The organism is Nostoc sp. DSM 114160, from assembly GCF_053470305.1.
The window spans coordinates 1367654-1388772 of record NZ_JBPFGO010000001.1; the positions used below are offsets into that span (position 1 = coordinate 1367654).

17 protein-coding genes, 1 tRNA gene and 2 pseudogenes are annotated in these 21119 nt (G+C 41.0%); 9 read left to right on the plus strand and 11 right to left on the minus strand.

The features are described from left to right. Positions 1–151: 151 nt before the first annotated feature. Complete coding sequence (locus tag NSTCB13_RS06465; RefSeq protein WP_445628832.1) at positions 152–1201, plus strand: sugar transferase; 1050 nt, start codon at positions 152–154, stop codon at positions 1199–1201. Positions 1202–1483: 282 nt separating this feature from the next. Here NSTCB13_RS06465 and NSTCB13_RS06470 read toward each other — a convergent pair whose 3' ends face one another. The 5 genes from NSTCB13_RS06470 to rsfS form a co-directional block, all read right to left on the minus strand. Continuing rightward, positions 1484–2938, minus strand: a complete 1455-nt coding sequence (locus NSTCB13_RS06470; protein ID WP_448269071.1) for a YcjF family protein — start codon at positions 2936–2938, stop codon at positions 1484–1486. Positions 2939–3041: 103 nt separating this feature from the next. Then, positions 3042–3118: transfer RNA gene (locus NSTCB13_RS06475), tRNA-Met, on the minus strand. Positions 3119–3165: 47 nt separating this feature from the next. Next, a complete protein-coding gene (locus NSTCB13_RS06480; protein ID WP_445628836.1) occupies positions 3166–4119 on the minus strand; it encodes an asparaginase in 954 nt (317 codons plus the stop codon). A 116-nt stretch (positions 4120–4235) separates the two neighbouring features. Then, positions 4236–4736 (minus strand): CGLD27 family protein, encoded by a 501-nt coding sequence (locus NSTCB13_RS06485; RefSeq protein ID WP_445628837.1) that lies wholly within the window; start codon positions 4734–4736, stop codon positions 4236–4238. After that, complete coding sequence (gene rsfS / locus NSTCB13_RS06490) at positions 4733–5191, minus strand: ribosome silencing factor (protein WP_445628838.1); 459 nt, start codon at positions 5189–5191, stop codon at positions 4733–4735. Before rsfS ends, NSTCB13_RS06485 begins: the two co-directional genes overlap by 4 nt. 94 nt (positions 5192–5285) lie before the next feature. Between rsfS and NSTCB13_RS06495 the strand changes: the two genes are divergently transcribed. Next, entirely contained in the window at positions 5286–5492 is a 207-nt protein-coding gene (locus NSTCB13_RS06495) for a hypothetical protein (RefSeq protein ID WP_448271744.1), read from the plus strand. Positions 5493–6048: 556 nt separating this feature from the next. On the opposite strand, the gene NSTCB13_RS06500 is transcribed toward NSTCB13_RS06495, so the two are convergent. Continuing rightward, on the minus strand, positions 6049–7323 hold the full coding sequence (locus tag NSTCB13_RS06500; protein WP_448271745.1) for a WcaI family glycosyltransferase: 1275 nt from the start codon (positions 7321–7323) through the stop codon (positions 6049–6051). A gap of 358 nt (positions 7324–7681) precedes the next feature. On the opposite strand from NSTCB13_RS06500, the gene NSTCB13_RS06505 reads away from it, so the two are divergent. The 7 genes and pseudogenes from NSTCB13_RS06505 to NSTCB13_RS06535 all read left to right on the plus strand — a co-directional run bounded on the left by NSTCB13_RS06505 (position 7682) and on the right by NSTCB13_RS06535 (position 15049). After that, positions 7682–8860: a DNA cytosine methyltransferase gene (locus tag NSTCB13_RS06505; protein WP_448271746.1), complete on the plus strand. Its 1179-nt coding sequence runs from the start codon at positions 7682–7684 to the stop codon at positions 8858–8860. Between the two features lie 170 nt (positions 8861–9030). Next, complete coding sequence (deoC, locus tag NSTCB13_RS06510) at positions 9031–9711, plus strand: deoxyribose-phosphate aldolase (protein WP_448269075.1); 681 nt, start codon at positions 9031–9033, stop codon at positions 9709–9711. Between the two features lie 120 nt (positions 9712–9831). Further along, positions 9832–10782 (plus strand): DNA repair protein RecO, encoded by a 951-nt coding sequence (recO, locus tag NSTCB13_RS06515; protein ID WP_448269076.1) that lies wholly within the window; start codon positions 9832–9834, stop codon positions 10780–10782. Beyond that, positions 10769–12415, plus strand: a complete 1647-nt coding sequence (locus tag NSTCB13_RS06520; protein WP_448273143.1) for an MFS transporter — start codon at positions 10769–10771, stop codon at positions 12413–12415. The genes recO and NSTCB13_RS06520 overlap by 14 nt, the downstream gene beginning before the upstream one ends. 354 nt (positions 12416–12769) lie before the next feature. Beyond that, positions 12770–13919: pseudogene (locus NSTCB13_RS06525) on the plus strand (glycosyltransferase family 4 protein). Positions 13920–14044: 125 nt separating this feature from the next. Continuing rightward, positions 14045–14440, plus strand: coding sequence for a hypothetical protein (locus NSTCB13_RS06530; protein WP_445628845.1), 396 nt, complete (start codon positions 14045–14047; stop codon positions 14438–14440). Between the two features lie 165 nt (positions 14441–14605). Beyond that, positions 14606–15049 (plus strand): annotated as a pseudogene (locus tag NSTCB13_RS06535) (DUF29 domain-containing protein). A gap of 388 nt (positions 15050–15437) precedes the next feature. Here NSTCB13_RS06535 and NSTCB13_RS06540 read toward each other — a convergent pair. The 5 genes from NSTCB13_RS06540 to NSTCB13_RS06560 form a co-directional block, all read right to left on the minus strand. Further along, positions 15438–16247 (minus strand): peptidase, encoded by an 810-nt coding sequence (locus tag NSTCB13_RS06540; RefSeq protein WP_445628847.1) that lies wholly within the window; start codon positions 16245–16247, stop codon positions 15438–15440. A gap of 10 nt (positions 16248–16257) precedes the next feature. Next, positions 16258–16491, minus strand: coding sequence for a preprotein translocase subunit SecG (secG, locus tag NSTCB13_RS06545; protein ID WP_335187358.1), 234 nt, complete (start codon positions 16489–16491; stop codon positions 16258–16260). A 123-nt stretch (positions 16492–16614) separates the two neighbouring features. Further along, a complete protein-coding gene (gpmI, locus tag NSTCB13_RS06550) occupies positions 16615–18213 on the minus strand; it encodes a 2,3-bisphosphoglycerate-independent phosphoglycerate mutase (protein WP_448271747.1) in 1599 nt (532 codons plus the stop codon). A gap of 221 nt (positions 18214–18434) precedes the next feature. Further along, complete coding sequence (locus NSTCB13_RS06555) at positions 18435–20129, minus strand: ABC-F family ATP-binding cassette domain-containing protein (protein WP_448271748.1); 1695 nt, start codon at positions 20127–20129, stop codon at positions 18435–18437. Positions 20130–20284: 155 nt separating this feature from the next. Continuing rightward, positions 20285–21091, minus strand: a complete 807-nt coding sequence (locus tag NSTCB13_RS06560; RefSeq protein ID WP_448271749.1) for an Rpn family recombination-promoting nuclease/putative transposase — start codon at positions 21089–21091, stop codon at positions 20285–20287. Between the last annotated feature and the right edge of the window lie 28 nt (positions 21092–21119).

Consider the following 21119-nt stretch of genomic DNA (forward strand, 5'->3'; position numbering starts at 1 on the left):
GTTTTTTGGCTTCTTGTTCTATTGTGAATCGTCGCTAGCGATCTCCAATCTCAGCCCCGGTAAATAGCAATTAGTCCTAATTACCACTAATTCCGATATTAGGTTAAGTAATTTTGTAGGACAAAGTAATGTTTGGCATATTACATTATACATGGCAACGAAAGTGCAGAGCTTCATGACTAGCCAACCGACAGAGGTCGATTTTCCAGTTAATTCCCTAAACGACATGGCTATAGTGCAGGTGCCGACGCGGTTGAGCGTGCTGGAGGCTTTAGGCTTTAAGCAAACCTGCCAAGGCTTAATCCAGCCCAATTCACATCCTAAGCAAATCATTATTGATTTTCACCAAACTACTTTTATCGATAGTAGTGGTTTAGGTGCCCTGGTAAGTAATTTTAAATACGCTCAAACTCAAGGTATTACATTAACACTGCGGAATGTAACACCTCAAGTCATGGCAGTTCTAAAACTCACAGGGTTGGATCAGGTTTTTCCTTTAGAACTTGTGGAGGATAGGCCGTTAATAGAACAAGATGACGTACTAGATAATCGGAAGACAACTTCCCGTAAAGTAGAGCAGTTACCCACTACTCACCCTTCTATGGCATCTTGGATGAAACGGTTTTTAGATATTGTCGGGTCAGTGATTGGTTTATTAATTACAGGAATTTTGTTTATTCCAATTGCGATCGCAATTCAAATTAACGATCCCGGGCCGATTTTCTTTTGTCAAACCCGCTGTGGCTGGATGGGTAAGCGGTTTAAGATTTGGAAATTCCGCTCTATGTGTGTGGATGCAGAAGCGAAGAAATCCCTAGTTAAAAACCAAGTGCAAGGTGCTTTTTTCAAGAATGAGAATGACCCCAGAATTACTAAGGTAGGGCGCTTTTTACGACGAACTAGTCTTGATGAATTACCCCAATTTTGGAACGTCCTCAAAGGAGAGATGAGTTTAGTCGGTACTCGACCACCTACACCCGATGAAGTGGAACGCTATGAAGTACCAGAGTGGCAACGTTTAGATGTAAAACCCGGTATGACTGGCGAATGGCAAGTAAATGGACGTTCTACAGTCCGTAGTTTTGAAGATGTAATTCGTCTGGATTTGCAGTATCAAAAAAATTGGAGTTTAGTGTACGATTTAAAGCTAATTTTCAAAACTATAGCTATTCTGTTTAATAGAAACAGTGGTGCTGTTTAGCTAATTATCCTTATTCACAATTTTTTGAGAACTAGCAATCACGATATTCTTAAATACACCCAAGCCTAAAATAGGCTTGGGTAAATTTTAGGTTTACTAACAGCAGCACACAAGTGTCAGCCAATTTTGGTTTTGAGATTTTAGACTGATTTATTAAAACAAAGATGTTTATGTATTTTTATCCTCTATTAAAATTAGGATTTGAAAAAAATTTGGATTTTGAATCATTAAATCCAAAATCCAAAATTCAAAATCTAAAATTTAGCGATCCTGTGTATAAGATTATCCCATTGCCTTCTGAACACTAATTACTTCAATCGGCTGCACTTCTGGCAACAAACGTTTCACACCTTGCTTAACAAACCCCTGTAAAAAACCAATCTGCTGATTTTGCTGAAATACCTTTTGCAAGGTTTGCCGCAAATTCTCCAGATTCAAACCAGTTCCAGAATCTATCGCTATTTCCTGCTGTTGGAAATACTCAACTAAACTTAACCCTGCGACTCTAGTCAGATAAGCTGCACTTACTCCTTGCACTACGCCACCAGCAACAAAGGTAACGGCATTACTTTTCAGAACAGTACTAATCGCCTTTGTAGAAAGTTCAACTAAACCCAATTTCAGCATTAAACTTCCCATTGTTCCAGCTACGGTTTGTGCCTGTTCTAGGGAAAATTTTTGCTGATAGATATTACCCAAATCCATTACCATTTGAGCATTAATTGCCGCAGTTGCCAGAATATCAAAGGCTGGTACTGGGTTAGCAAAGGCAGCAGCAGCAGCTATCCACTGATATTGTTCAATAATTGGGGTGGCGCGATCGCGTCTGGTTCCATTCAACCAGTTTTTTGCCTCAGCTTTCAACAACCCAGCTTTCCTCATGGTTGTTAGCCAAACTAGCCGTTGTCCTTGCTGTGCCAAAACTTCATCTAACTGTTGCGTTAATTGCTGGATATCTGCTGCTGGTTGCTCCATCCACTCTTGCACAGAACCATCAGCCTCATGCTTTCGGACTTTGATGGCAACGGGAGAGGCCGCAGTTGCAACTACATTTCCTTGCATCCGCTGTTTCAATTGACTAAAGATGTTAGCGCTTTCATCAGTTAAATACTGGTCTTGTTTGTTGAAAACCAACATATTAGGCTGATTTGCTGCCTTTAGCTGCTGTAAAGTTTGAAATTCTGAGTCTGTCAAATCACCGTTTGTCAGAAATAGCACAAAATCAGATTTTGCTACTTCTGCCAAAATAGCGGCATCTGAATTTTCGCCCACTTCTCTAAATAAAGGTGGTGTCTCTTGTAGAGATACGAAATTTTGTGTCTCTAGATTTTGTAGCACTTGAATTAAAGTGCTTTTACCCACGGATTTACCGCCAGTCACAGCTACTTTAATTTTTTCTCTGTCTAATTCCAGCAACAATTGAGCAACTTGTTCTCTGAGTGTCTCTAAGGCTGGATGGTTTTCTGTTTCTTGTGCTAGTTGGTTAATTACAGTTTCAGTTTTAGCGATCGCACTTTCCACAGTTGCCCGATCCACTACCATACCATCTAGCTGCTCTAAACTGTCTTTGGGGCGCTTTTGCTGGAATAACCACAAACCACCACCGACAGCTAAGGCACTCAACAAACCGAACTCACCCACCTGCACTATAGAATCGTGCCAACTGTCCAACATCCACAGGGAAAAGGAAAGTCCCAATCCTCCCACTAAAATTGGTCGCTGCAACTTCACAACCATGATTCTCCGCGCTTTTTGGATGGCTATTTCTTCCAGAATAGATCAAAATAAAACAAAACCCTGCAATCTTTACCGATTGTAGGGTTTTGTTTTATATTCTATGTGGTGGCGGGAAGTGGATTTGAACCACTGACCTTCGGGTTATGAGCCCGACGAGCTACCAGGCTGCTCTATCCCGCGTTGCTCTTAACTTTTATAGTATAACCTAATAGTCAAGAGTTTGGCAACTATAAAAATGATAATTCTCCAATTACTTCTAAACGCTTGTATTTTCCCAAGGTGACAAACTTTTCTGAGAGGCTTTCGGCGCCGCTGGGACTAATCCACCCCATTTGCTGGAGTAAGTGAATAGCCACAGCATATTTTGCCCGTTTTGCCCCATCCATGACTTTGATTGCCAATCCCAAACCTTCACCGAGTCTACCAATGCACTGCACTCCTTCGGCACCACTTTTGCTGACTAGTTCTCCAGGAGTTAAACGCATCAGTTCCGTATCAAATTCTCCATCTCCTGCGACCATCGCGGGGTGATGAGTCATAGCACGGACAATGCGCTCCATATCCAAGTTGGTACTAGAGGCTAGCAGTGCATATAAAGATGCCATGTGACCGAGTTGCATCAGATAAGTTGGTGCGCCACAGTCGTCATGAGCGCTGATAAATTCTGCTGCTGGCATTCGCAGCAACTCTGCTACCTTGCCCAAAATTAACTGCTGTATTGGGTGTTTGCGATCCAAGTAGTTATTCAAAGGCCAATGGCGTTGCTGACAAACGGCTAACATTCCGGCATGTTTTCCAGAGCAATTGTATTCCAGAGGACTGTGCTTATCTTCAGGAATTGGACACTGGAGTACAGTTGGGTCAAGATCGGCCCGCCAAAGGATGTTAAATACCTGTCGGACTTGATCGATTCTTCCTTTATGGGAACTTGTGATAATTGCTAAATCGCGATCGCTAAGTTGATAGCGTTCCAGCGTACCTGTTGTGGTGACAGCGAGTGCCTGAAATGGTTTGAGCGCTGAACGGATAAATGCAGCAGTTTCAGAATTTCCGGCAACGGTTAAAACCCGTCCTCGTTCGTCGCAGACAACAGCTTGGACTATATGCCTGGATTCAATAATACCTTCCCGCAGCAACCGGACTTCCAATGCTGTGGCTTGAGTTCGTTTTCCCATTGTCATGGGTTTATATTTATCACCTTTTTTAATTAATTAGTCATTGGTTATTAATCCTTTGTCCTTTGTCCTTTGTTTATTTACTAATGACTAATGACTAATGACTAATGACTAATGACGTTTTAAAACAAATGCCAACCTATAGTACCAATAACGTACATTCCCGCCAACCCAGCGAAGGTAAATTGTAACCGCCGCAGAATCGGTTTGATTTCGTATGAGACAATTAAGCGATCGCGGTTAAGGACTTCCTGTGGTTTAGTCCAAGTTTGACCGTCGTACCAGCCGGATTCTTCATAAAATACTGTGGGACTACAAAGGCGATCGCACACGTAGAACCAGCCTAAGTATAACCTTACCAGTATCAGCACTAACCCGACACTGGCTCCTGCTGCACCACAAAGGATAAAATGTGCAATATACTTGTGAGGAGGAAAACTTGCCGCAGCTATCGGCCCTGCGAAGACCCAAGATAAACCCCAAATCCAAACAAGTTTTGTGATATACTCGCGCCAATGTAAAGTGGTATCACGAAACAGCCAGGAAGTTTTTAACTCTTCGTATTCATTGAGTGGTTGTTGGTCTGTAGGAACTGGGCAATTAGAAACCGAAGACCTAATCATGTTGGCTTACCCTCACCTTCATCAGATTCTGGAAGGGAAATACGTTCTGCATGAATCCAGAACGCTTCTAAATTATAAAACTCCCGTTCCTTGGGCATCATGATATGAACGATCACATCACCGTAATCTTGTAGTACCCAATTGCCCTCGACTTTTCCTTCTGTTCTTAAGGGACGGCGTTGCAACTCAGTTTCGACTTTTCCTTCAATTGCTTGAGCGATCGCCCTTACCTGTACCTTAGAATAGCCAGTCATCATCACAAAGTAATCCGCCAGGTAAGATACCTCTGCTACTTTGAGCAATAAAATCTCACCTGCTTTGCGGTCTGATGCCGCAACAGCGATCGTTGCAGCTAATTTTTCGCTCGCCTCTTCGGTTTGGCCGTGGCTTATTACCGCACTCTTCGTCAGTGGGACAGATTGCAATGGTAAATTTCCTTGGAAATAATCAGTCATTAAACCTCAGGTACTTTCTTCCTTGTGAAACAATTGTTGACATTTACTTACAAACAACGAACAATTGATCTGACAAATATGCCAATAGGTTTTTTTGAATACTAACAAAAAAACAGGTGTCTATGGGATTAGTTTGATAATTGGCTGTTTAGATTTCGATATCCGCAATAGCCCAAAAGCTGATGGTTATTGTGCAGCGATAAATCAACCAATAGCTTTGCAGCAAGAATTAACAGCGAAAATAATTGCAGATTCATCAAACAGCATAATATGTAATCTAAAGCTAGTAATTTGCAGGTAACTACACATCTACGTTTTATACTGTCTGCTAAAAATTACGATCCAACACAGCATACTAATTACTGGTCTAGCAAAAGTCCAATTTATTATACACACATATAAATAAGTATAAATACATACTCGGTCGCAGTAGCTCCCGGATTATATAGCAAAGTGCTGAGTGCTGTTAGCGTCAGCGGGGCGTTTAGCCCGTGCTGAGTAAAAACCCAGTTTTGTCAAGGCTTTGAGCGTTCAACACTGTCCTAACCTATGTGACTACGGTTATACTTCTTGCATAAATCAAAAATAAAGAACCCCACCCTGCATTTGAGGAAAGTAAACGCTCCTCTTTCCTATGCTTTGGGAAGGTGTTGGGGGTGGGGTGTTAGGGACTTTTGCAAGAGGTCTATTGAATGAAGTGAGCCACGAGATTTTTAGTTCAACAATCCACCTGACAACCTGCTTGTCTATTATTATATTTTTAAGAGTAAAATTAGCTACCTTTATAAACTCATAATACTTAGGCACGAGTGTATAATTGTAATTTCTACAGATGTAACATAACTTTGCAGCAAAGATTAAACTTCTTGTTTTGTAACTATGCCTGTAGATTGAATTGCTCTACGTTCTGCTGTCAATGAGTAACACAAGGACTCATACTGATTTAAAGCTTGCTCAAAAGCATATTGCTCAACGGCATATTGGCGACTTTTATAACCTAGAGTTTTGACTTTTTCGGGGTTTTGGTACAAATCTAATATTGCCATCGCTAAAGCTTGGGGATCTTCTGGAGGAACGATAACTCCGCCGCCACTTTGCCTAATGGCTTTTGCTGCCGTACCATTATCAGGTACAGAAGCAACTAAGGCCCCTCCACTAGCAAGTAACACTTGAATTTTTGACGGCATGTTGAAGGATACAACATTTTTCTTTTGTACCACTAAACCAATATCCGCAGCTGCTAACATCTGTGGTAAATCTTTGCGGGGTTGAAATGGCAGTAACATCACATTATCTGCGCCGCAGTCTAGACATTCCTGTTGCAATCGCTGTAGACCTTTTGCCTCTCCAACGATGACAAAGACAATATCTGGGATATGGCGCAAGACAGAAGCAGCTTTGACAACGCTTTCTAAGCCTTGGGTTAGGGCAATATTACCTGAATACAGTACTACAAATTTGCCGTTTAGATTATGTGCTGTACGGAAAGGGTTATCCTCTTTAGGCAAAGGGCGGATAAAATTTACATCAACCCAGTTGGGAATTTGTACAATTTTGTCAGCTTCTACGCCTTTAGATCGCAAATTTTCCACAAACCCATCGGCAATGACGCTAATTTTAGTGGCAGTGCGGTAAGCAAATTTTTCCAATAATGTAAACAACCGGATAAGTAATTTATTTTTTAATAGACCGACATGAACTGCTGCTTCTGGTAAGATATCTTGTAGATTTAAAATTACAGGACAAGCACGTAACCATCCTAAAAGAGCAACTGGTACACAGCTTGGCAAGGATGGCGATGTTGAGAGAATCACATCTGGGCGCCAACCGATGAGGGCGGGTACAAAGCTAGTGACGACGAAACTAGCATCTAATAACACCCTATCTAATAGGTTGGGTTGTGGACGAATCCAAACGTAACTGCGTTGAATTTGAACGCCATTTTTGTATTCGTTGACATACCATTTACCCCGATATTCCTGGTAAATTTGCCGCTCAGGGTAATTGGGCATAGCGGTGACTACACGCACTTCATGCCCACGTTTCACTAGTCCCTCTGCTAATTCAGTCATTAGTGGGGCAATACCAATCGGTTCTGGATAGTAGTTGTAGGAGTAAATTAAAATTCGCATAAAATTTAGTCCGAAGTACCCCGGCTTTTTATTTAATGACAAATATTTGTCTGAAATATCATTTGGGCTTGGAAACCCTATATTTAATTGTGACTCCAGACTCTTTTTCTGTCAGGTATTTTCCTTAAAGATTGAGTAAACTTTAAGATGTAATACTTAGAGAAACTGTAAATTTTTTTGACTATTTAAGCAGTTTTTCAATTGTTATTTTTTGATTGGTACTTACGTAGAAACCCTAAGTATATTAGTTTTTGCCAACCCTTAAATCCAATTTGGGGTAGTTAGTATAAGTTACGTACATAAACCATTTTCCGAGAATCTGAATATTAATAAGATTTTTGATCGTACTAGTAATTCAATGAACGATCGCCCTTGTATTTTCTCTTTTTTTGCTGGCTCAGGTTTCCTCGATTTAGGTTTTGAAACCAGCGGTTTTAATATTGTTTATGTCAATGAAATCTTCGCCCCATTTATTGCCGCCTATCGCTATTCACGAGAAGTTATGAAAATGCGATCGCCTGAATATGGATATCATCACGGTGAAGCAGCAGATGTAACAAAACTTATTGTTAGAAAAGAAGCACAACAACTTCAAGAATTAGTCAAAGACTGCCGCAAATCTCATAATATAATTGGTTTCATCGGTGGGCCTCCTTGTCCTGATTTTTCTATTGGTGGGAAAAATAGAGGAAGTTTGGGAGACAATGGTAAGCTTTCTGCTTCATATATTGAATTAATTTGCCAAAACATTCCCGACTTCTTTTTATTTGAGAACGTTAAGGGTTTATGGAAGACAACAAAACATCGTTTATTTTTTGAATCGCTCAAGCAACAATTACACGAAGCAGGCTATATATTAACAGAGCGATTAATTAATGCTATCGAATATGGCGTACCCCAGGATAGAGAAAGAATTATCCTAATTGGCTTCAAAAAGAATTTTCTTCAGGACATAGGGATCGAAATCGGTAGTGAAAAGTTACTACATGAGGGATATTTTCCTTGGAAAAATCATATTTTATATCCTCCCGAAAAAGTCTTTGCTTACCCTTGGCGTCAGTGTGAACCATTCCAAGAAAATTCTCTAATACCTTGCCCTGATGACATCCCTGAAGAATTAACAGTTGAATACTGGTTTAGAAAAAATAATGTTCTGAAACATCTCAATACGGAAAATTGTTTTCAACCAAGGGCAGGGATCACAAAATTTGCTGCTATTGATGAAGGAGATGATTCTAAAAAGTCTTTCAAACGTCTGCATAGATGGCGTTACTCTCCGACAGCTTGCTATGGAAATAATGAGGTACATTTACATCCTTACAAAGTCCGGCGGATTTCTGTAGCAGAAGCTTTAGCTATCCAATCTTTGCCTGCCAATTTTGTACTTCCAGAAAATATGTCACTTACTAATATGTTTAAAACTATTGGTAATGGTGTTCCATATTTGGCATCGCAGGCATTGGCTCAAAGTATTATTAACTTTTTAGCAAATAGTATAAAAAACACTCTCGATCTTCCTAGTATTACTACTACTTAGCGTTAACTTAAACACTTGTAGTAATCCTGGGATATCTGTAAAGCCAATATGAAAGACAATTCAGCAACTTGTTTTCAGGATAAACTCGTAATAAATGTGGTTTAATATATATATAAGAAATGTTTTAATTTTTTATAAAGTTTAATAATCAATCACTGGCAGAAGACACGATGGCAGCAGACTATCCAGACATTGATATTGCGCCATTTATCGATCACTCCCTGTTAATGCCAACGGCTACTCCAGAGCAGGTTGAGCAATGGTGTGAAGAAGCATATAGATTCAACTTTGCGGCGGTTTGTCTGTTCCCTGCTAATGTCAAGCAAGCAGTAGAACTCCTCCACGGTAAAAACCCGAAAGTTTGTACAGTAATAGGCTTTCCTTCTGGTGCAACGACTTCAGCCGTGAAACTGTACGAAGCTCAAGAAGCTGTTGATAGTGGGGCTACTGAATTGGATGTAGTCATGAACTTGGGCTGGTTGAAAGCTGGCAAGACTGAAAAAGTCCATCGGGAGATTGCCGAAATTTGTGAAGAGACTGGACAAACAATCAAAGTAATTTTGGAAACTAACCTGTTGACAGATGCAGAGAAAAAAATAGCTGCTGAAATAGCTATGGAGGCGGGAGCAGCATTCTTAAAAACTAGTACAGGTTGGAATGGTGGTGCCACAGTGGCAGATGTACGACTTTTGCAGGAATTAGCAAAAGAAAAAGTGGGAATTAAGGCTTCAGGTGGTATTCACACTATCAATCAAGCCCTAGACTTAATCGTAGCAGGTGCTACTAGATTAGGCACATCTCGCGGTATGGATTTGATCCGTCAGCGCGATAACTTGGGAAAAGGTGAATAGTCATTTGTCCTTTGTCTATTTGTCTTTTGTCATTTGTCCTAATCTAATGACCGTTGACCAATGACTAATGACTAAATAACTACTAATGACTAGTGACTAATGACTAATGAGTAATGAGTAATGAGTAGAACCTATAAAGCAACTGGTATTAATCTTAAAACCCAGGCGCTAGGAGAATCGGATAAAATAGTGACGATTTTGACACGAGAATTCGGTCTAATTCGAGCTGTGGCTCCAGGGTCACGTAAGCACAACTCCAGCCTGGGCGGTAGGAGTGGAATGTTTGTTGTGAATGAACTATTAATTGCTAAAGGGCGATCGCTTGATAAAATTACTCAAGCACAGACGTTAAAAACTTATCCTGGTTTAGCTCAAGATTTGGGAAAACTGGCTGCCAGTCAATATTTAGCAGAAATAGTTCTGTGTGAAGCTTTGAGCGAACAACCCCAAGAAGAACTTTATGATTTGTTCAATGAACATCTCCATCGCTTAGAGGCGGTGTCTAGTGCAAATTCATTTGGTGTTTTGGCTCATCTGGCTCATGGTGTATTTCACCTTTTAGCCTTAGCAGGACTGACGCCACAAGTGCAAATCTGCTGCCTATCTCAACGTTCCCTGAAGCCGGACTTCACAGACCCCAACTGGCAGGTAGGATTTAGCATCCCTGCGGGTGGAACGGTTTCTTTAGAAGCTAGAGAACGTTTACGAAAAGAAGGGGAAAGGGAAATGAGGGCAGAGGGGCAGAGGAGCAGGGGAGCAGGGGAGCAGGGGAAGATTAATAACCAATACCCTATGCCCAATGCCCCATTCCCAATGCCCAATGCCCAAACAGTTGTTGTGCATCGGCAAGAAATACCTGTGATTTCTAGTCGTTTGGGTGCTATGGAACTAGCTTTGCTTCAACATCTGTCACAACCAGAGATAATGCAAATTGATGGTGCTAGAGATTGTAACTGGTTATCTGTTGAGCAGATTTTGCGCCAGTATGCTCAGTATCAATTAGGTCGCCCTATTCGCTCTGCTACCTTGATCGACTCTTATTTTGCTGCCAACCATGATGCAACCGTCTGATTTGGATAAAAAAGTCCTGCCTTTGTCACCTAGCCTCGCCAAAAAACAGAATAAAGTATCAGATCCTACAGTCAGGAATCACTTGAGTGCTGTTCCCAAGTGTACACCTAGTCAAATAAATGGCCAAGAAATGTCCCCAAAAGACGTTTCTAAAAACGATCAAAGTTGGACAACAGAGATCCCAAAAACTGATGTTACAAGCCAATCAGAAACACAATCTGAGGACAAATTAACCACTGCTGAGGTAGATAGCAATGGCCTTCGTAATGGGCAGATGTCAGTAGCTACTATCCCAGAGAAAGAATTACCGAAATTAGATGGGTCGGGTTCAGGTGGAGAAGCTATTACAGAGAATATAAAACAGCTAGGATTTTTACCTGTATTAAAAAATCCTAATTTCTTGGCTCTTTGGGGCGGTCAAGTTTTCTCTCAACTAGCAGATAAAGTTTATTTGGTACTGATGATTGCCTTGATTAATACTCAGTTTCAAGGAAGCAATCAGAGTATTAGTGGTTGGGTATCAGTCTTGATGATGGCTTTTACTATTCCAGCCGTATTGTTTGGTTCCGTTGCTGGGGTGTTTGTCGATCGCTGGTCGAAAAAGGCTGTGCTGGTAGCAACAAATATTTGGCGCGGCATTCTGGTTTTGTCAATTCCCTTCATGTTGTGGTTGACTCATGATTGGAAACCCATAGGATTGCTGCCAGTGGGTTTTGTAATTATCTTGGGTGTAACTTTTTTAGTTTCGACTTTGACGCAGTTTTTTGCTCCGGCAGAACAGGCGGCAATTCCCTTGATTGTAGAAGAACAGCATTTACTCTCGGCTAATTCGCTTTACACCACAACGATGATGGCATCGGTGATTGTTGGGTTTGCTGTTGGAGAACCGTTACTCGCGATCGCTGATGGACTTTGGCTGCAAATTGGTGGTAGTGGTAATTTGGGCAAAGAACTTTTAGTAGGTGGCAGTTATGCGATCGCTGGAATAATTTTGTTCCTCCTGGCAACTAAGGAAAAACACCACCTCGATACAGAATTCCCTCACGTATTCTCTGACTTGCGAGACGGTTTTGCCTATCTCAAAGCAAATCATCGCGTCCGCAATGCTTTGCTTCAACTGATTATCTTGTTTTCTGTCTTTGCAGCATTAACTGTTCTAGCTGTTCGGATGGCAGAAATAATTCCCAATATGAAAGCCTCCCAGTTCGGCTTTTTACTAGCAGCTGGCGGTGTTGGCATCGCTGGTGGAGCAACAATTCTTGGTCAATTTGGTCAACGTTTCTCCTATACTCAGCTAAGTCTGTGCGGTTGTATGGGTATGGCCGCATCCCTGATTGGTCTGTCAGTATTTACAACTCAATTGTGGCTCGTATTGTTACTGGTAGCGCTAGTGGGCATCTTTGGGGCACTAGTCGGAATTCCCATGCAAACCGCAATCCAAACAGAAACACCTCCAGAAATGCGTGGTAAAGTTTTTGGCTTGCAGAACAATGTAATTAATATTGCCCTCTCCTTACCTTTAGCATTAGCTGGTGTCGCAGAAACCTTTCTGGGATTACAGGTAGTTTTTTTGGGATTAGCTGCGATCGTCTTTTCAGGAGGTATATTAACTTGGTATAACTCACACAAGTAGTTATCAGCTAACAAGAGTTATTATTCATTACCTTGATGTAATTAATAATTTACTTAAAGCTTTTGTGTTCATGGTAAACTGTTGCCAGTGAAAATTTATCACATACTTGCCGGATATGAATCTGACATAAGTCAGAATAAGTTGCTTAAATATCAAAAATTAACAACTTATAACTAAAATAAATAAAGCCATAAATCCACTGGTTTAATTAGCTGACAATAAGCTTTTAAACTAGTAGAAACTTGTGGGAATTTTTAATAAATAAAAAACCAGCAAGTATAGCTAGATAAAATAAAAATCACAAAGGACACCAAGTAATAGATTTAACCCGCTTTTCTTACAGCTAAATAAAGAATGCGTATAGCCTGGATTGGAAAAAAATCACCCTTTTGCGGCAATGTCACCTACAGTCGAGAAATTACAAATGCCTTGCTAGATAGGGGACATCAAGTTAGCTTTCTTCACTTCGCCCAGGAAGAGTCTGAACCTGATAATTGGCCAAATCTTCGAGAGGTTTCCCTACCTTTCATTTATAAGTCCCAGGTTTACACAATTCCCACTTTTAAAGCCACCAAAGTTTTAACCGATTCACTGCGGGAAATCAAACCAGATGTAGTCCATGCTTCCTTAACCTTATCTCCTTTAGACTTTTTTCTACCGGAAATCTGTGAGGAACTGAGGTTGCCGCTAGTTGCCACTTTTCACACGCCATTTGCTGGCAAGGGGGCAAAGCTGGTATCAGGAACACAACTTTTGGCTTATCAGCTCTACGCGCCTTTTTTAGTTAACTACGATCGCGTGATTGTATTTTCCCAAATTCAGAGAGAATTATTGGCAGGGATGGGCGTAAGAGAAGAAAATATTGCCGTGATTCCCAACGGTGTTGATACCGCCAAGTATTCTCCAGGATTTTCTCAAATTAAAACAGAATTTAAAGCCGATCGCTTGTTTGTCTATCAGGGGTCGCATAGCACCAGAGAAAAATGTCGAAGCTCTCCTCCGCGCTTGGAAACAGTCGGCAATGGCGCCTGGGACTAAATTGCTAATTGTTGGGGATGGTCCTTTAAAGTCTTCCTTAGAGCCGTTTTATGGTTCAGAATACGGCATTATCTGGTTAGGATTTGTCGCTGATGAAGATCGACGCATCGAAATTTTGCGGGGCGCAGATGTATTTGTTTTGCCTTCACTGGTAGAGGGTTTGTCCTTATCTCTGTTAGAAGGAATGTCATGTGGGTTGGCTTGTTTAGCAACAGATGTGGGTGCAGATGGAGAAGTATTGGAAAAGGGCGCAGGTGTAGTTATTAGTACCAAAACAGCGCGATCGCAATTGAGAACCCTTTTACCAGTGTTGCAAGACCATCCAGAGTTAACAACCCTATTGGGGCAAAAAGCTAGACAGCGTGTATTAGACCGCTATACCCTTAGTAAAAATATTAGTCTGCTGGAAGAACTTTATAAAGGAGTTTTAGCACAGCGGCCTCTACCACTAAGTCGCAGAGCGTAGGGAAAGGGAATAAAGTGCGATCGCACTGTAAATCTTAAGATGGCAATAAGTGCGATCGGGTAAAATACAAATACCTAACTAAGAATTCTCTTACCAGTTTTACAAGGCTATCTAAAGTTAACGAAATGAAGTATCACGCAAGTCAGATAAAGGTGAGAAATATCCCTGACTTAGAGCAGCTAGAAGATGGAAAGTGCTGCCGAACATACGTCTATTGTTTCACAAATCCGTTGCCTGAACAAACCGTTATTGACCCAATTGCAAATAGTTTGGAGAAGAGATTCACCTTTTCCAAGGAAGAATATGAAATTCCTGAAGATGTTGAAATTTGTGCATCTATTTTCATAGAGCGTTTACAAGATAACGAAGCCAGAGTTCGTGTTTTAACAAATCAACCGGAAGAAGTTTGCGTTTACATCTTTGGGATATTCACTCTGCCACGCAAAATTGAGGAAAGGTTTGGAATTGTACAATCGATTCAGGGGGAACAGCGAGAGAATTGGATTACTGACAGGCGATAGTGTAGAATTTTTGCTTAATTGTTCTTTTGGGAGTCGCTGGATATCTTCTGACTTAACTTATGAGTGCTGTGTATCTTTTTTTTCTGGGCAATTATCGGCAAAAATTAATAAATTAGTTAACATAAAATAATAAATAACAGTAAATTAAAGCTACAAAATTAACAAATGACTGCAATCATCGACATAAAAACACTATATGAATCTAATTACCTGCAATGGTTAGAGGAGACTATTAAATGTCTCAAGAATCGACAATTAGCAGACATTGACTATGAAAGCTTAATAGAAGAATTGGAAGATTTGGCTAAAAATGAAAAAAGGCGAGTAAAAAGTTTATTGGAACAGATTATTAGACATTTATTACTTTATCAATATTGGGATTTAGAAAAGCCAATAAATATTAATCATTGGACTGCGGAAATTGTTAGTTTTCGCAACTAAGTAAATGAAGATTTAAGTGCCAATTTACGCAAACATTTAGAAGAGAATTTCAGCATAATTTATAGCAATGCTTTAGATTATGTTAAGGCTAAAACAAATTTAACCAATTTACCTGAATTATGTCCTTATACCTTAGAGCAAATTTTAGATAAGAATTGGTTGTCTTAATCTTAAATTTTGATTCTTTGCGCAAGACATATTCATATTTTAACTCACCAATACCATAAAATTAAGTTGCTACAACTTATCATATTCTTCTGGTTCTACGTTAGGCACTTTATTCAAAACTTGCTGGAATTTTTGCCAATTACCGCTTTTGGCTTTTTCTTCCAAATAGTCTTTGGTCATCCATACGGAAACTTGTGCAGATAAAACAATAGTTGCAAGTTGTTAAATGGAAATATTTTCTCTTGCTGCTAAAGCTTCAATTTGTTTATATAAAGATTCGGGTAGCTGTACATTGAAGTTAGTCATGGGATTTCTCCTACTAATTTGTCATTATTTCACTATTAGTAGCATTTTTACCTTAGTGACCAGTTTGTAGTTTACCTATCGATCAATTAATCTTTGAATTATCCACTAAAGACCATCCTAAACTGGTTGGCTGTTCATAAACCCGTTTTAGAGTATTTACATCTCTGGCAGAAATAGGCGACGGATTACGAACTTGGGAAAAGTATAAAGCATCAGTTTGTAGCGGACTATGACCCCAAATTCCCAGTGCATGACCGAATTCGTGGCGGGTAGCTGCAATGAGATACTCACCTGTTTGAGTAGGACTTAGCAAGATGGTGAAGCGGTGGGATAAAATTTTGTTACTGGTGTATAACTCGTAAGTAGTTTGGGCCGATCGCGCACGGGGTATATTACTACCAGGGGAAATTTGTAGAGGTGGCGCTTTTCGTGCGATTGTAATATCAGCAACTTCTGGCTGTTCGACTATTATTAAAGGTAAATAAGTACTCCACTCCTGTACACCTTGCAAGACACCATTAACCCATGCTTGAGCTTGTTTTTCGCTGATGGCTTTTGGTGGTTCTACATAAACTTGAATGGGAAATTGTGACCAGACTAAATAACCAACTTGGGTTATTGTGACTTGCGAAAAGTAGTCACCACTATTAGTGTTATCTTGCCACTGCGCGAGTGTGGGCGGTAAGGGATGAGGTTTTGGGGACGTAGGGAGAGAAATTATTAAATCGGAATATACAGATTTTGGTATTCTTGTAAATCCATCACTCGACTGAAAATTAGTAAAAACGATTAACAGCCCTGTGCCAATAAACAAGGCAAGAGCTGTAATTAACCGTCGTGAAATTAAATTTATTAAGGTGTTAAGTATCGGGTGTTGGGTTCTTTTCCCCATTTACCTATCCTTATTTAGGTAGCCAACCAGCACTTAAAACTACTGTTAAACCGAGAAAAATAACTGTCAATGCCCAAGTAATTCGGTTTAAGGTGTTTTCTGCACTCTTGGTGCTGCTAAATAGCTGGGCTTGTCCACCAATGGCTCCAATGCCATCACCTTTAGGGCTATGCAGCAAAACTAAGATAATCAAACCAACGGCGGAAAATGCCCAAATGCCTTGCACGATATTAGTAACTGTCATGGTAGGAATCTCATTTATAACAAGTTTTAAAAAACAGAATTCAGAATTTAGAAGTTAGGAGTTTACTAAAAACTCCTAACTTTTGTAGAGACGCGATTAATCGCGTCTCTACTCAGCAATCTTTTACAGCCCTACTTGCACGGGAGTGCGAGTACGTTGTAGCTCGTATTCTGCTGTTTTCAGCAGCGATCGCCCGGTCATTTCTGGTGGCTGAGGCAGCTGTAAAATCTCTAGAATTGTGGGGGCAATGTCGCATAGCTTACCATCGCTTCGCAGTTCGACATTTGTACCATATCCAGGGATTTTGACTTTCTCTCCTTCCACCAAGATAAAGGGAACTGGGTTAGTGGTATGAGCTGTCCAGGGATTACCCCCTTCATCTAGCATATACTCAGCGTTGCCGTGATCGGCAGTAATAATTGTTGTACCACCAGCTTTGATAACGCTCTCTAACAACCGTCCCAAACAGCGATCGACTGTTTCAATTGCTGTAATGGTAGCGTCGATTTGACCAGTATGCCCTACCATGTCTGGGTTGGCATAGTTAATCACAACTAAAGAATATATACCCTTTTGAATCGCAACGATCGCAACATCTGTAACTGCTGTTGCTGACATCGCTGGGGCGCGATCGTAAGTTGCTACCATCGGGCTGCTTACTAGTTCCCGATCTTCTCCGGGAAAAGGTTCCTCCAGACCCCCATTAAAGAAATAGGTGACGTGGGCATATTTTTCTGTTTCGGCGGTGCGGAACTGATTCAAACTATGATTGGCTATAACTTCTCCCAGAATGTTACTGAGATTCTGAGGCTCAAAAGCTACAGCCACGGGTAAATCTGGATCGTACTGTGTAAAGGTGACAAAAGACAGAGGTGTGATTTGCTGTCTTTCAAAACCGTTAAAAGTGGGACTGACCAGAGCTTGAGTCAGTTGTCTGGAGCGATCGGGGCGGAAGTTAAAAAATATCACCCCATCCCCTGGTTTTATTGCGCCGGATGCAATTCGGATGGGGTTGATAAATTCATCTTTTATCCCTTCGGCGTAAGATGCTTGCAAGATTTCTACAGCCGTGCGATCGTCACCCACACTATCTTGGGTCATTACATCGTAGGCGCGTTTGACCCGATCCCAGCGGCGATCGCGATCCATCGCGTAGTAGCGACCGCTAAGGGTGACTATGCGCCCAATTCCTAAACGGTCTATATAATTTTGCAGTAGCGCGATCGCTTTTACCCCTTCTGTTGGGGCGGTGTCACGACCATCGGTGATGGCGTGAATACAAACTTCTGGAATTCGCTGGTCTTTGGCTAAGTCAAGTAGTCCGAATAGATGGGTAATATGCGAATGTACCCCTCCCTCAGAACAAAGCCCGACTAGATGCAGCTTGCCATTTTGAGAGCGAACTTCCTGGCAAATTTTGAGGAGTGCTGGGTTTAAGGCAATAGAACCGTCTTCGACCGCATCTGAGATGCGTACCAGTTCTTGCGGTACAACTCGCCCAGCACCAATGTTCAAATGACCTACTTCCGAGTTGCCCATTTGACCTTCTGGCAACCCTACGGCTTTTCCTGATGTGTGGATGAGGGTATGCGGGTAAGCTGCCCATAAACTGTCCACAATGGGAGTTTTAGCAGCAATAATGGCGTTTCCTCGCGTTTGGTCGCAGTAGCCCCATCCGTCTAAAATGACTAGCACCACAGGAGCAACAGGTGCTTTGGTCATAGTAAAATTGCCCTTTACTTTTTGTAATACCCGAATGATACCACTGCTAATCCACGCCGCAAGTGAATTTTTGCTTATTAACTTCTTTTACGAAGGACTTGCGGTTTTTAGAAATATTTTTTAAATTTTAGTAATTTTCCTGTGATGTTTTGGAACTCTCATAAGGAGTGATTACTTAGTAATAGCGCTCAAACGCTACTACTAAGCGATTTTTTAGTTTTTCATTTCCTTTTCGTGGAAGCTTTAGCTGCTTTAGCCGCTTTTTTCGCTGCTTTCTCGGCTTCTATTGCAGCTAACTTTGCTTGTTCCTTTTCTTCGGCAATTTTCTGGAGATAGTAATGATAGTCTCCTAAGTAAACCCGGAATTCCCCATCACGAATTTCGACGATTTTGTTTGCTACTTGAGAAATAAAGTAGCGATCGTGGGAGACTACAATTGCCGTACCATCATAGTTTTGGAGCGCCTCTTCGAGCATTTCTTTAGCTGGAATATCTAGGTGGTTTGTCGGCTCATCCAAAATTAGTAGGTTAGCAGGACGTAAGAGCATTTTTGCCAACGCCAAACGAGCTTTTTCTCCTCCACTTAATGCCCCAACTGCCTTAAATACAGTGTCACCACTAAATAAGAAGCGTCCCAAAAGCGTGCGGACTTCTTGATTATCCCAGTCGGGAACTTCATCATGGATAGTTTCCATGACAGTTTTTTTCAAATCCAAAGCTTCAGCTTGATTTTGCTCAAAGTAACCGGGAATAACATTGTGATCCCCTAATTTAACAATACCTTCTGTGGGTTGTTCCATACCCATAATTACGCGCAGAAGGGTAGATTTTCCAGCACCGTTGGGGCCAAGAAATGCAATGCGATCGCCTCTTTCAATTAGCAGATTTGCTGCCAAAAACAGGATTTTATCACCATAAAGATGAGTTAAATCTTGAATTTCCACTACTTCGCGTCCACTGCGAGGTGCAGGTGGAAAACGGAAATGTAGAGTTCTTACCCCAGCAATGGGTGCTTCAATACGCTCAATTTTTTCAAGTTGCTTTTCCCGACTTTTTGCCTGGGTACTGCGGGTAGCACTGGCGCGAAATCTATCAACAAATGTTTGCTGTTTCTCTAATTCTTTCTGTTGACGTTCGTAAGCACTAAGTTGTGCTAATTGACTTTCGGCTTTTTGTTCCAAATATGCTGAGTAGTTACCAAGGTAAGTACTGGAAACGCCACGTTCAGTTTCCACAATTTGAGTGCAGAGGCGGTCAAGGAACTCCCGGTCATGGGAGACTATTACCATCGGCGTAACTAGCCCTCTGAGGTAATTTTCCAACCACTCAATGGTTTCTAAATCTAGGTGGTTAGTCGGTTCATCCAGCAGCAACAAGTCAGGTTTTTGCAACAGAATTTTACCTAAACTCATCCGCATTTGCCAACCACCACTGAAAGCACTGACAAGGCGATCGCCATCTTCTAGCCCAAACCCCATCTCTGGTAAGATTTTCCCGATGCGTGCATCTAAGTTGTAGCCATCCAAGGCTTCAAATTTGCGCTGCAAGCGATCCAATTTCTCGATCAGCCGATCCAGTTGATCTGGGTTAGCCGTTTCCATCTCCTGTGGTATGTGTGCCAGAGCTAACTGTACTTCGTTGGCTTCTTTGAAGACAGTCCAAAATTCTTCTTTAACAGTGCGGGTAGGGTCTACTTCAAACTCTTGGTTGAGGTAGGCTATATGTAAGCTATTAGGACGGATAATTTCGCCTGCGGTGGGTTCAATTTCCCCAGAGATGATTTTGAGTTGGGTAGATTTTCCAGCACCGTTGACACCGACTAAGCCAATGCGATCGCCTGGTTTAACTTCCCAGTTGATATCTTTGAGAACTTCGCCTGTGGGATAAATTTTACTTATATGTTCTAGTCGCAGCATTAAGTTTCTCTCAGGTAGGGAGTGGGTGGTTGAGGACGAAGTACTAACACCGCCTCTAATATTAACAAAAATTAACTATAAATTTGTCGTGAGAAAGTCTGGAAGCCACAAACCAAATTTGGCTTGAGCCACGGATAAAATTTACCACATCTATCTTAAGGCTGGCTTTGTGTTACTTGTCTAACTTCTTCGACACTCAAATCTAACGCCTCTGCTACTTGTTCTACAGTCAACCCTGCTGCCAACATTGCTGGTACTGCTTTTAGTTTCCCTTGAACCTTACCTTGTTCAATGCCTTGTTCAACACCTTCCTGAAAGGCTTCCTGATAAAATCTGGTTTGCTTTAACTCGCTTAAGCTAAACATTTGCTCGATCTCCTCCCTACTCATTGTGGGAAACTTGTAAGCCAAAATAGTCTCTATAAATTGTAGTAATTGCTGCTGTTTTGGTGGTAAGTTTATTTCCGACTTAGTTCTGTCTATCAACTCTCTTGCTTGGACAATTGCGATATCGTCGGTTGCAATTACTAATTTAGCAGTTGCAATGCCAATTGGAAGCGATGTAGCTTCACCTAATTCATCCAAATAAATGCGCCTGATGCGCCCACTTGTGAAAAACTCACGGTAATGTTTGATATCTCCTGTATCTATATTCCTGTTTGGGTATAAAACCACAGCACCCCAGTCATTTGATGGTTGATTTTGACGAAGATATAAACATATTTCTGCAATTAGCCGTGAATAAATTTCCCCATCAGTTTGAAATTGCACTTCAACAAAGTAAATCGGATTCTCGCTTCCTTGTGTAGGCAAAAACACACCATCGATTCTGAAGGCTGTTTGTTTGATTTCAACTGATGAAAATTGATAAAGTCTAGCTAATTCTGGAGGATTATCAATAAGTTCAAAGAAGATATCAGGAAATTCTTGAAACAGCCGATAAAAGATGATGTCTGTTTTCAAAACTTTATATCATTTGAATATTTGGATT